We start from the raw sequence: 12,271 nt of genomic DNA, 5'->3' as shown, positions 1-12,271 counted from the left end.
ACGCCACGTATGATAAAAATAACTTTCTCCCGGTGCAAGGAAGTCCCCTTCCAATTTTTCAGAAAAAGAATCCACGGAAGCAAGAAAAACTTTTTGTAAACTAGGGAGTTGTGTGTAGGACTTGACCTCCAAAGCTGATTCGGGAAGAGAAAACCCTTTTTCTAAAAAGGATTTGTACTCCGTTGGAAATTTAGGATTCATCCTTGTATAACCAGCTAACTGAAGTTTCTTGCCATCTCGAAGAACAGAGTCTTTCTCTTTTTCAAACCGCAACAAACTATCTTTCAAAATTTGGTCTGGGGAAACACCTGTGGCATTTTGCAAAGCCAAAGCCGGTGCAGTTCCCACGCAAGTGTCCCTTTGGTAGGAAATAATGGCCTCTTTTCCATAAGTTTCGTGGATATGTTTAATCATAAGTGGACCAATAGAATAAGGAAGTAAATCTCTATACTTTGCATCTAACAACGATTTAAAGGTTTTGGGAACTTTGTTTTCACGAATCAACTTCTCTGCATCATTATAAATATAAAATTGTTTTCGTTCGTAAAATTTTGCTTCTACATAATTAGCAAGACCTTCTTCAAACCAAGGATCCAAAATATCGGCTGTGGGAATTTTACCTGTCTCTGACTGAATTTTCAAACAAGAAATTTGTTCTAAATTATGAACCGCTTCATGGTAAAAAATGCCAAAGTGTACACGACGAAGTGCATCAGAATCAAATTCCGGATTTCCTGTGGCCTGCGGCATTTTTTCCCCGCAGCACAAACTAATGGAATCCCTTCCCCCAAACCCACCCTCTTCCGTTCCACCAGGGATATCGGCCCCAATGTATTCTTTGATTTCTTCATATTTGTCGAATAACAATACGGGGATTTTTCCCCGATTCTCCAATTGAAACTCGGATTTCATATATTGAAAAAAAGGTTTCATTTTAAAAAAATCACCAAATACACGTAAGTATTCATTCCACTGTTCGGAGCCGTAAAATACATAGTTTCCTAATTCCAACTTTGGTTTCCCAAATTTGGTTTCACTTACGAGAAGATAGTTTTCGAAATTGAGTGGTTTTTGGTGGATATAATCGTATTCTTTTCTATGAGCCAACCAATACTTTGTGATTTTAGTTAGGTCAGGATAATTCCAAACCAGTGTCGGCAAACATCCATTACACGATGCAGGTGCCGAAACAAAACCAATCCCTGTGGGGAAATCGAGTTTAAAAGTTCCATTCGCCCATTCCGTATACACACTTCCATCGGCCCTTTTCCACTGGTAATGGTTTTTTGCCCATTGGTAAACCTCCCCCCCATCCGGCCCATTGTAATACCCAGGGCTTGGTTCCAAAAATCCTAACTTTAAATCTTCTAGTTTGGGTTCTTGGAGTCTTTCTACAGAGAGATAAGAAGTGGGGGCCGTCTCCCCAAAGTCAAAATACAATACATCGGAACTGGGTCCCCGTTTGAGTGGGACTGTGACACGTTCCGTCTCAGAAGAGATAACGGTAGTTAGGAGGAAAAGTGCAAATAAGATTGGCTTACGGATCATGGGGCAGAGACGAACTCACTTGAGGCCCCTATGGTCTCCGAAAATCAAGGCTCTGTCAAGTGGATTCTAAACGGAGTTTTGGTTCCGATAGGCAATCGCAATTTGACCCGTACGAGAAATCTCACGAATTCCGAAAGGTTTAAGAACAGAAATAATATTGGTTACCTGTCTCGAATTTCCAGAAAATTCAATAAGCAGAGAATCTTCTGTCATTTCCAGAATTTTGACATCGAAGCCATTGCAGATGGTCAGTGCTTCGCTCCGATTGCCCTCGGTAATGCAAAAAGAAATAAGCACTAGTTCCCTTTGGACAGAACTTGCATAAGCCATGTCTTGGACTCGGAGCACATCAGGCAATTTAAGAAGTTGGTTTTTGACTTGGCCTACGACAAAATCGTCGCCATTCAAAACGATTGTCATAGAAGAGACTTCCGCGTTGTCAGTCACACCTACGGCAATAGAATCGATATTATATCCGCGACGAGTGAAAAGACCTGAAACATGGCTCATCACACCGGGATGGTTATTGACTAAAATACTTAGAGTGTGTTTCATTTTTTAAATTTCCCCAAGTCTTTGAATTCGATTAGATCTTGTTGTGATTTTCCTGCAGGGATCATTGGGAATACTTTTTCTTCCGCAGGAATCATCACCTCAATCAATGCTGATCCACTGTCTTTTAAGAAAAATTCTACACCCTTATCGATTTCAGATTTGTGTTCGATCTTCATCGCAGGAATTCCATAAGCTTCGGCAAGTTTGACAAAGTTTGGATTGTAGGTCCACTGGGACTCACTAAATCTTTCCTCATAAAATAATTCCTGCCACTGGCGAACCATTCCAAGAAAGTTATTATTGAATAATAAAATCTTAACACCTAACTTAGATTGTGCGATTGTGGCAAGTTCTTGAATACACATCTGAATGGAACCGTCTCCTGTGACACAAATCACAGTTTTGTCAGGGTTTCCAAATTTGGCACCAATCGCTGCAGGAAGTCCATACCCCATAGTGCCAAGGCCTCCAGAAGTTAACCAAGTATTGGGCCTATCAAAGAGATAATACTGGGCTGCCCACATTTGGTGTTGGCCTACATCAGTCGAAACAATGGCTTCCCCTTTGGTTTTCTCATACACCCGCTTAAGAAAGTCTTGAGGTTTGATACTGTCCCCACTGTTGTCAAAATCGAGTGGATGATTTTTCTTTAAGGTTTGAATGTTTTCAATCCAAGAACTGCGGTCGCCACCCTTAACAAAAGGAAGGATTTCGCGAATGGCGTCTTTTAGATCTCCATGAAGGATATGGTCTACATTGATTCGTTTGTTAAACTCAGCCGCATCAATGTCCACATGAGCACGAATGGCATTGGGGGCGAAGTCTTGGTATTTGGCAACACGGTCATCAAACCTGGCACCCAAGTTTAAAATATAATCACATTCTAATACTGCTTTGTTGGCGTAAGCGGTTCCATGCATTCCAAGCATTCCCACCGATAGTGGATGGGTTCCCGGAAAGGCACCAAGACCCATAAGGGTTGTAGTCACTGGTGCATTTGCCTTTTCTGCCAAAGCTTTGATTTCAGCAGAAGCAAAAGAATTGATGGCACCACCACCCACATAGAGTAACGGACGTTTGGCCCCGTTTAAAACTTCTGCGAATTCTTGCGGGTCCCCTTTGACCTTTGGTCTTTCATAATGATGAGGAGCAATTTTTAAAGAGGCAGCTTTTCTAACCGTTGTTTTTTGTGTTTGTACATCTTTGGGAAAATCAAGTAAAACGGGTCCTGGCCTTCCTCCCATGGCTATTTTGATCGCTTCTTCGAAATGACGAGCAAGGTCATCAGCTTTTTTGATGAGAGCATTGTATTTGGTAATAGGAATGGTGATTCCAAAAATATCTGCCTCTTGGAAGGCATCCGTTCCGATGGCATCTGTAGCAACTTGTCCCGTTATGGCAAGGATGGGAATGGAATCCAATTTGGCATCGGTAAGACCAGTGATTAAATTAGTAGCACCTGGTCCCGAAGTAGCAATACAAACACCTAACTTGCCCGTAGAACGAGCATAACCTTCTGCCATATGGACGGCACCTTGTTCATGGCGAACGAGGATATGTTTGATTTTTTTGCTATGATAGAGTTCGTCGTAGAATGGGAGGATGGCACCACCTGGGTATCCAAAGACAATCTCCACACCCGCTTCTTCCAATAATTCGACCATAAGTCGACCGCCTGTAATTGCTTCGGTTGTAGATGACATACATTCCCCCTCATTGTCATTTCTGCAAAAAAGAGCCTGTTGTCAATGTTCTCACGTTTTTAGGTCGATTTTTACTGTCTAAAAAAGAATGCTGAAAATTGGACCCTAATATGGAAAATGCAGATATTGAAAAGCCACAAGAAGATGAAAAGTTCACAAAAATAAAAGCCCTTGCAAAAGAGGCCTATCGTTTTCTTGATCAGGGTCGTTTTAAAGAAGCCAAAGAACGATTAGACATATTACTGGATGAAGATCCCTTCAACACCTATGGACTTGTTGGTCTTGGTGACTATTATGCAAAAACAAAACAGCCAGAACAAGCCATCCAATACTACCGAAAATGTTTGCTTGGTGATACAACCAATAAGTTTTCTCTTATGGGACTTATGAATGCTTACAGAGATTTGAACAGCCTCAAACGAATCATCGAAGTTGCAGAAGAATTCCACCATATAACAATCACAGATGCAAGTATCCTTTCTCGAGTTGCCGATGCCCATAGAAAACTAAAAAACTTCAAAGAATCAGAAGTTTATTATATGGAAGCTCTCCAAATTAATCCTAATGACCAGTATGTGATTGTTGGGCTTGGTCATTTATACTTTGCTTGTCAAAGGTATGTGGATGCCATCCAGTGGTGGGAAAAACTACTTTCTAGCCAACCAAACAATATAAAAATTCTTACAGAGATCGGAAACAGTTACCGCAAAATCAAAGACTTTGACAAAGCCATTCTTTATTACGACCGTGCCAAAGAGTTAGATCCCAAAAATTTCTTTGCTCTCTACGGTCTTGCCGAATCCTATCGTGGTAAAAAAGATTTTAAAACTGCAATCACCTATTGGGAAAAAATTCTCGAATCCGATCCAGACAACAAACTCATCATCAATCGTTATGCAGACTCACTTCGAGGACTTGGCAACTATGACAAAGCCCTCGAATGTTTTAATAAAATCCTTGCCAATGGTGATGATTACTTTGCCTTACTGGGAAAAGCAGCCGCCTTACGCCTTATAGGTGACTTAGAAAAAGCAGAAGAAATTTATTTAGGCCTACGTTCCAAGTCTCCGAGCGACCCAAGACCGGCACTGGAACTTTCTGACCTTTGGGACATTATGGGGAAAAAACCTGAGGCCATCAAACTTTTGGAAGATTTGGCAAAGAAAAATCCTTCCAATGAATCCATCCGAGAAAGGATTGAATACTTAAAGGATTAAACTTTTGATCCTTCTCCTATCTTTACCTTGAAAAAGTAAAGAAAAACTAATATGGCGACAACTCCAGTGACAATAAAAGTAACTGGAGCCCCGAAAAGAAACCATAACGACCCCGCCACCAAACTTGCAAAAAACGAAGAAATACTTTGGAGTCCAGTATACATACCAATCCCTGTAGCTGTTTCATTATTTGGGATGACATTACTAATCCAAGCCTTGGAAATCCCTTCTGTTGCTGCAGCATAGACACCATACAAAAAGAAAGCCAGTAAAATCAAAATTGGATTTTGAACAAGTCCCATAAGTAAGTATACAATGACATAAATTCCAAGACCCAATAAAAACATTTTTTTTAATCCAATTTTATCGGCAAAAACTCCGAGTGGATAAGAAAAGAGAGCATACACCAAATTATAGAATATATAAATTCCAATGACTTGATGATCATCCAACCCAACCTCTTTCGATCTTAATATCAAAAACACATCAGAACTATTCCAAAAGGCAAACACGAGCAGTCCAACAACTAACTTTCTATAGTTGGAATTCGATTTTTTCCAATAAGAAAGAAAAGAAAAAACAGAATTTTTCCCTTCCGTTAAATTCGTTTGAATGGATTGTGTCGTCCTCTCCTTTAAAAAGAAGGTAAACCCAATCGCAATGATACCAGGCAAAAATGCCAAATAGAATAGAAATATATAATCTTGGGGATGGAAATACAGGTATATTAAGGCTATGCTTGGACCAAGGACTGCGCCCAAAGTATCCATAGCACGATGAAATCCAAACACTCTTGCCTTAGTTGTTGGCGTAGCCTCGGAAGACAAAATAGCATCCCGCGCTCCTGTTCGGACTCCTTTTCCAATTCGATCCAAAATGCGTGAGAATAAAACAACAAAAGGGGCTTGCCCTATACCTAATAAAGGTTTTGATATGGCGCTCATCGCATACCCCAATCTGACAAAAGGAACACGTTTATCAGTAACATCCGATAGGTGGCCAAAGTATCCCTTACCATAACCGGCAACGACCTCTGTGATTCCCTCTAGAATCCCAATAAAAAGGATAGAGTATCCAATAGACTTTAGGTAAATAGGAAGAACGGGATATAACATCTCGCTTGCAATATCTGTAAAAAGACTCACAAGCGATAAAACCCAAACGGTTTTAGAAATGTATTTCAGAAACGAGAACCCATCCTCCTTACGGAGCGATGGTTTTGAGTAGGCTTAAGTCTTCTTTTTTAAAGACCTTAATGGTAGTTTTGTCACCTTCTTTTGGTTTACCAGTCACATAGATTTTATCCCCAAAAAAAGTAAGTTCGGAGTTTTCTTCTACCGCTTCCTCTGTCCTTTTTTCAAAGGTTAAGTCCGATTTAAATCGTGCAACATGGTATTTGTCTTTTACCTTTTCAATCACGTAGATTTTATCTTCCCGATTGATCATAGGGGTTCTCCAGAAAATATCTGCAGATTCGCTTGTTTTTTTGACACCCAACTTGTCTGGATCAAGTAACACGAGTTTGTGTTTACGTGTTTCTACTTTTTCACCGTCATAACCTAGAACAAGGACACCTTGGTTTGCAATTTCTTTAAATTCCTTAGAACAAATATTATTATAAGAACTTTTATAAAGAGCATCGTCTTTGGCAGGATCAATGGCCCAAAGTTCGTTGGAATAATGACCACCTGTATCGTATTTAATAAACTTCATAAAAAGAATTTTGTTGTTCACAACATTATCACTTTGATCTTCTTTTTTCTTCAGTTCTTCTTTGGTTTGTGCGAGTTCCGTTTTTAATTCTTCAACTTTGGCTTCCACCTTTTGGACAGTGTCATCTTTTTTCGCTGTGTCACCGCCCGTGCGAGCTTCTTCTTTTTTAGCGATTTGTTCTTCTTTTTTACTAAGCTCTTCTTTTTTGGCTTCTACAGCTTCTGATTTTTTATCAGTGTCTTTTTTCTCTTGTTCGATTTTTTTGATGTCTTCGGTTTTCTTTTCGATCTCTGCTTTGTTTTTAACAGGATCTTTTTTCAACTCATTGAGGCTTGCAACCGATTCTTGTTCTTGTTTTTTTAGTGCGTCTTTTTTGTCTTGGAGTTGTTTTTGTTCATCAGCCACTTCTTGTTTTTTATCCTGCAAAACCTTTTTTTCATCTTTCAGTTTATCGGTTTGCAACTTGTCCATTTTTTTGGCTTCGTCTTCCATCTTCTGTTTGGTGGCCGGATCTTTTTCTTTATCCTTAACCGTTTTGTTGACGTCTTTTTCTAACTCATCCGTTGTGAGATCCTTCCCACTGTCTTTTAAGATATTGCCTTCAATCGGAATGATGATTTGTGTTTTACCGGGCCAATTTTTATAAACAGTATCAATTCCTAATTTGTCACTTGCAGTGGCGGAGATGACACCCTCTGTATATTTTTTGGTAAAAAACTTAGAATCTTTTCTATGAGTTGCGTTGTAATAAAGGATGTACTGGGCCAAAGTCTCTGCGTTCCCAACTTTGTATTGGAAGGATTTTTCCACATAGGAAGCAATGATCCGTGCAATCGAATTGACATGGTCAAAACTTTGAGACTCCGAAAGAGAAAGGATGTCGGCTCCGAGTTTTCCATCAGCACCAGGCAGCACTCGTTGGATTTTGACTCCGTCCACAGTGGCCGTATTTTCTTTGGCCAAGGTTTCGGCGAGTTTACGACCAATTTCGGTATTTTCTTGGATCATGTCATCAGAAGCCTTACGTAAGGAGCGATTGATGAATTCGATTTTTTTGGAACCCTTGATTTCGGACTCACCGAGAGGGGCTTTGGACTGTGCGGTCAGGGAAAGACCAGCTAATAATAGGCAAATGATGATGGAACGAGAAATTCTCATTGTTTCCTCACGAAAATTGGGGTAAAGATGCCCACAAGATTAACAACCTTTCCGATTCTGCAAAGCAAGTTTTAGAATAAAAATCTATTTACCGGCGGGTGGATATTCAAAATTCTGTGGGAGGATGCCAACGTTTACACACAGAATCTTCAATTTTAATGCCGGTCCTGCCATGTTGCCTACGGAAGTCATGGAAGAAGCAAAGGCCGAGTTCCTAAACTACAGAGGAACCGGAATGTCCGTGATGGAAATGAGTCACAGAGAAAAACATTTCCAAAATATTTTGGACGAATCACTCGCAGATCTTCGAGAACTTCTAGAACTGCCCTCTCGTTATGCGGTGGTATATTTTCCTGGTGGTGCCACTTTACAATTTTCTGCCATTCCCTTCAATTATTTGGCAGCTGGTGAATCTGCCGATTTTGCAGTCACCGGTGTTTGGGCAAGAAAAGCTCATGAGGAAGCAAAAAAATTCTATCCCAACGTAAAATCCATTTTTAATGGTGCAGACTCCCAATATATGGAGTTACCAACCATTACGGATGAGATCGTAAGTGACGGAGCCAAGTATGTTTACATCACTTCTAACAATACTATTTTTGGAACCCGTTACAAAACCTTTCCTAAATTAAAAAAGGCACCCCTTTTTGCAGACATGACAAGCGAACTCCTGAGTCGCAAACTTCCCATAGAAGACTTCTCTGTAATCTTTGCAGGAGCGCAAAAAAACATTGGGCCTTCTGGGCTCACTGTTGTGATTTACGACAAAGAAAAATTGCCCACGCAAACTCATCCCATCCCCAATCTGATGAACTTTGCTCTCATGGAAAAAAATGGATCTCTCTATAATACTCCGCCAACCTACTCTATTTATATCGCAGGTCTTGTTTTCAAATATTTGAAACGAAACGGTGGACTCACTGCCATGGAAGCCATCAATGAAAGAAAGGCAAAAAAACTCTATGATGCCTTAGATGCGTCTTCCTTATTCTATGCACCGGTTCCTGAAGCCTTCCGTTCGGCAATGAACGTGACATTCCGAAGCCATAATAATAGTTTGGATTCCCAATTTTTGGCACTTGCCGAAGAACAAGGGTTTGCCGGTCTCAAAGGATATCGGGAAGCAGGCGGTTTTCGAGCCAGTATTTATAACGCAATGCCGGAAGAAGGTGTGGATTCCCTCATTTCTTTTATCAAAGAATTTGAAAGAACCCATGGGTAAATTTCCAAAATCCTCCTTTAGCTTTCTTCTCATTTTTGTTGGATCACTTTCTGCCCATTCCCTTTGGATTCCCGAAGGGAATCTGGGATGGGAAGCAGCTAAGGACTGTTATTTGCCACTCAAAAAAGAAATCCCTCCAGGTGCCATAAGTCCCAATCTTCTCAATTTGGACCGAATCAAAATGGAAGATTATGCCAAGGAATCGGCTGAGCTTCGTTTGGCTTCCCTAAACTGTTTTCGAGACAAAGTAATCAAAGACTTAACCGAAGACCCACTTGCAGAAGATTTAGGAGAGTATTTCAAAGATTCAATTCTCTCAGGTAAGGAAAAAGAAGAGGTTTTTTTTTCCTATGAATGGAGGATTTTACTTTCCGATAGTCGCCCTTACCCACTGACACCTGCTGAGGTCAACATCGCCAAACAGTGGTTTGAGTCGCATACAGAAATCAAAGAAGAAATCACAAACCTCACTATCGAATACCTTTCCGAAAAGAATCCAAAAGAAAAATACCGAAGGTATTTAGATTTATTCACTGGATATTATGGAACCTTACTCCGAGAACGAGATAAGTTTTTACTCTCACTCTCTTTAGAATCATATCAGTCCTACACCGAAGCCCTAAAACATAGAAAGGAAAAAGCCGAATGAAAGAAAAAATTGGAATTGCTTCTGACCATGGAGGATTTGCTCTCAAAGAATTCCTCAGGAAAAGTCTCGAGGAAATGTACGAAATTGTCGATTACGGTACTAAGAGCGAAGAGTCCGTCGACTACCCCACCATCATTGGAGATGCCTGCCGAAAGGTTCTTTCTGGTGAAGTTCCGAGACTCATCGCCCTTTGCGGAACAGGCATTGGAGCCTCCATTGCTGCCAACCGTTTCAAAGGCATTCGAGCTGCCCTTTGCCATGATGAGTTTACGGCGGAAATGTCCAAACGCCATAACAACGCCAATGTATTGGTTTTAGGGGGAAGGGTTCTCGGAACGGATTTAGCACAGAGAATTGTAAAAAAATGGATAGAAACAGAATTCGAAGGTGGACGGCACCAAAAACGATTGGGACTGATCGAAGAACAGTCGTAACCCTATTCTTAATTTGGGGCCTGCCCGTATTTGGATGGGAAGTCCCCAAAACAGAAATCCTAAACCTAAACCTTTGGAAAAAAAACGGTGTGGTTCAAAATTCGGAACCCGGCAAAAAGAACTTTCTCAAACCGAAAGAAAACACTCCGAAACATGGGGAACTCTTCTTCGATTTTGAGGGAGAAGTGACAGAACCACAAAGTTCAGAAAACGGCATTCCCTTTAAATCCAAATCCATCTCTGTGGTTTTTTCTTCTTATTTAGCAGATGACCAATCCTATTTTTTTGGCAAACGATCGGCTTACTTTTCGGGACGAAGGAATCAAATCCACTTATCGGTTTCTGGAAATTCTCTATTTGGAACCCATCCCGATCCATTCACCATTACCATCCCCATTCGCTTAAGCGAACAAGGTGCGGGTTCTGTGATTTTAGATAGAACTGTATTTGTGAAGGGGAAAAAATACGGCATCTCACTCGCGTTAAACGAAAGTAAACCAACACTTTACGTCAATAATTTACTCCAAAAATCCGACGGTCGAACCACAAGTTTCATTTTAGAATCACCAGTAAAAATCAAAAGAAAAACTTGGGAAGTGATCTCTATTTACTTTGATACACTGAATCATAGATTTGTATTATATCAAAATGGAATAGAAACCGCAGAATATGAAAACAACGAAGCCAATACCTTAGGATTTGGTTTTCCCGAAAACGATTCCACCCCACTTGTACTTGGAAAATCGTTTTATGGGAACTTGGATGGATTTCATATCCATAAGGGCGAACCTGAAGTAGAATACACGAAGTTTGAATCGGTTCGGTATGATGATGAAACTAAAATTGGATATATGGAAGGTAACACTGCCCTTTCCCCCGTTTTAGAAACCAAGTATAGTAACTCCTCTCTTAATAGAATCCATTGGATTGTGGAACAACCAAAAGATACGATGCTCGAACTTTATTTTCGAGGTTCGAACCAGAAGTTTGTAGATTCGAACACAAACTTATCTTGGACAAGGATCAAGTCCCTGGAGAAAGAACTTCCCAAAAACAAATTCAAATACTACCAGTGGAAGTTATGGTTTCGGCCAGACCCCATGGGTAAATCTGTTCCCAACGTACAATCGTTATCCTTTGAATATACGGAACAAACTCCTCCTGATCTTCCTACACGGTTTCGATTGGAATCAAGTCTGACACAAGGGAAACCCCTTTGTTTTTTATGGAATTCCAATCACGAAAAGGAAGTCCAAAATGGTGGAGGTTATATCATCCATTATGGGCTCACTCCCAATCGAATGTTAGGTTCTATATTTGTTAAAAAAGATAAAACGGGTGCATTAACAAAAATTGACGGTAACGAGGAAGATAGTAGTTTCAAAAACAAACGTTTTTGTATTACAGAAGATACTTTAGTGAATAATATTTATATTCCTGAAGGGGAATTAGCTGCTGATGAATTTCGACCTCTTGCTGACCAAGTAGATACTTCGAGAAAAGAAAAGAGAGGTCTCCTCTTTCAACCTGGACTAACATATTATTTTAGAATATCAGCTTACAACCGCTATTTGAACGAATGGGATTCTAAAGACCAACGAAGCCCACTTTCCCCACCGATTTCATTTGGTAGAATCAAATTTTTAACGCAACACCGATAATCTAATGAATAAGGTGTTAATAAATGAATCATTATACAAGAATTAATTTGAAAGAAAGGGAAGTAATTGCTGAGATGCGATTTAAAGAGGAAAGTATTAGAAGTATAGCTAAGATACTGAATCGAAGTCCTTCAAGCATTTCCAGAGAATTATCTAAAGGTTATTCAAGAAATTCTTTCATTAATTATTCAGTATCAAATGCTCAAATCATTTCACAGAAGAATGAAAGTTCCAGAAATTCTGGTAAAATAAAGTTGCAAAAACATCCAAATTTACGAAAATTTATAAAATCTAAATTAGAACTTAAATGGTCACCAGAGCAAATAGAGATGTCTTTAAAAGAAAATCTGCCAAGCGGAATTACAGAATCAGTTTCCCATCAAACTATTTATACTTATATCTATCTTTACC

At 39.9% G+C, this 12,271-nt stretch carries 11 protein-coding genes; 6 read left to right on the top strand and 5 right to left on the bottom strand.

The annotated features are described in order from the left end of the window. The 3 genes from LEP1GSC199_RS14855 to ilvB form a co-directional block, all read right to left on the bottom strand. Positions 1-1,548 (bottom strand): hypothetical protein (locus tag LEP1GSC199_RS14855; RefSeq protein ID WP_002986844.1); only part of this gene is annotated, 1,548 nt, incomplete at its 3' end. 66 nt (positions 1,549-1,614) lie between these two features. Beyond that, positions 1,615-2,103, bottom strand: a complete 489-nt coding sequence (gene ilvN / locus LEP1GSC199_RS14850) for an acetolactate synthase small subunit (protein ID WP_002986833.1) — start codon at positions 2,101-2,103, stop codon at positions 1,615-1,617. After that, a complete protein-coding gene (gene ilvB / locus LEP1GSC199_RS14845) occupies positions 2,100-3,806 on the bottom strand; it encodes a biosynthetic-type acetolactate synthase large subunit (RefSeq protein ID WP_039926996.1) in 1,707 nt (568 codons plus the stop codon). Before ilvB ends, ilvN begins: the two co-directional genes overlap by 4 nt. Before the next feature lie 110 nt (positions 3,807-3,916). Here ilvB and LEP1GSC199_RS14840 point away from each other — a divergent pair, with 110 nt between their 5' ends. Then, on the top strand, positions 3,917-5,023 hold the full coding sequence (locus LEP1GSC199_RS14840) for a tetratricopeptide repeat protein (protein ID WP_002986839.1): 1,107 nt from the start codon (positions 3,917-3,919) through the stop codon (positions 5,021-5,023). Here LEP1GSC199_RS14840 and LEP1GSC199_RS14835 read toward each other — a convergent pair. Next, the gene (locus tag LEP1GSC199_RS14835; RefSeq protein WP_039926993.1) at positions 5,020-6,207 is read right to left on the bottom strand and encodes an MFS transporter; all 1,188 of its coding nucleotides are present in this window, start codon (positions 6,205-6,207) and stop codon (positions 5,020-5,022) included. The two genes, LEP1GSC199_RS14840 and LEP1GSC199_RS14835, sit on opposite strands and share 4 nt — an antisense overlap. A gap of 19 nt (positions 6,208-6,226) precedes the next feature. After that, entirely contained in the window at positions 6,227-7,894 is a 1,668-nt protein-coding gene (locus tag LEP1GSC199_RS14830; protein ID WP_002986849.1) for a P83/100 family protein, read from the bottom strand. Between the two features lie 124 nt (positions 7,895-8,018). On the opposite strand from LEP1GSC199_RS14830, the gene serC reads away from it, so the two are divergent. From serC to LEP1GSC199_RS14805, 5 genes are all read left to right on the top strand, one after another. Next, a complete protein-coding gene (gene serC / locus LEP1GSC199_RS14825) occupies positions 8,019-9,116 on the top strand; it encodes a 3-phosphoserine/phosphohydroxythreonine transaminase (RefSeq protein WP_083901958.1) in 1,098 nt (365 codons plus the stop codon). Beyond that, positions 9,109-9,765: a hypothetical protein gene (locus LEP1GSC199_RS14820; RefSeq protein ID WP_002986860.1), complete on the top strand. Its 657-nt coding sequence runs from the start codon at positions 9,109-9,111 to the stop codon at positions 9,763-9,765. The genes serC and LEP1GSC199_RS14820 overlap by 8 nt, the downstream gene beginning before the upstream one ends. Continuing rightward, positions 9,762-10,199 carry a ribose 5-phosphate isomerase B gene (gene rpiB / locus LEP1GSC199_RS14815; RefSeq protein ID WP_002986842.1) on the top strand — a complete coding sequence of 146 codons (438 nt, stop codon included), beginning with the start codon at positions 9,762-9,764 and terminating at the stop codon, positions 10,197-10,199. Before LEP1GSC199_RS14820 ends, rpiB begins: the two co-directional genes overlap by 4 nt. 89 nt (positions 10,200-10,288) lie before the next feature. Then, the gene (locus tag LEP1GSC199_RS14810) at positions 10,289-11,860 is read left to right on the top strand and encodes a hypothetical protein (protein WP_002986836.1); all 1,572 of its coding nucleotides are present in this window, start codon (positions 10,289-10,291) and stop codon (positions 11,858-11,860) included. Positions 11,861-11,883: 23 nt separating this feature from the next. Then, positions 11,884-12,271 (top strand): helix-turn-helix domain-containing protein (locus tag LEP1GSC199_RS14805; RefSeq protein ID WP_002986856.1); only part of this gene is annotated, 388 nt, incomplete at its 3' end.

The organism is Leptospira vanthielii serovar Holland str. Waz Holland = ATCC 700522, from assembly GCF_000332455.1.
Lineage (GTDB): Bacteria > Spirochaetota > Leptospiria > Leptospirales > Leptospiraceae > Leptospira_A > Leptospira_A vanthielii.
This window is presented reverse-complemented; position numbering and strand designations above follow the sequence as displayed.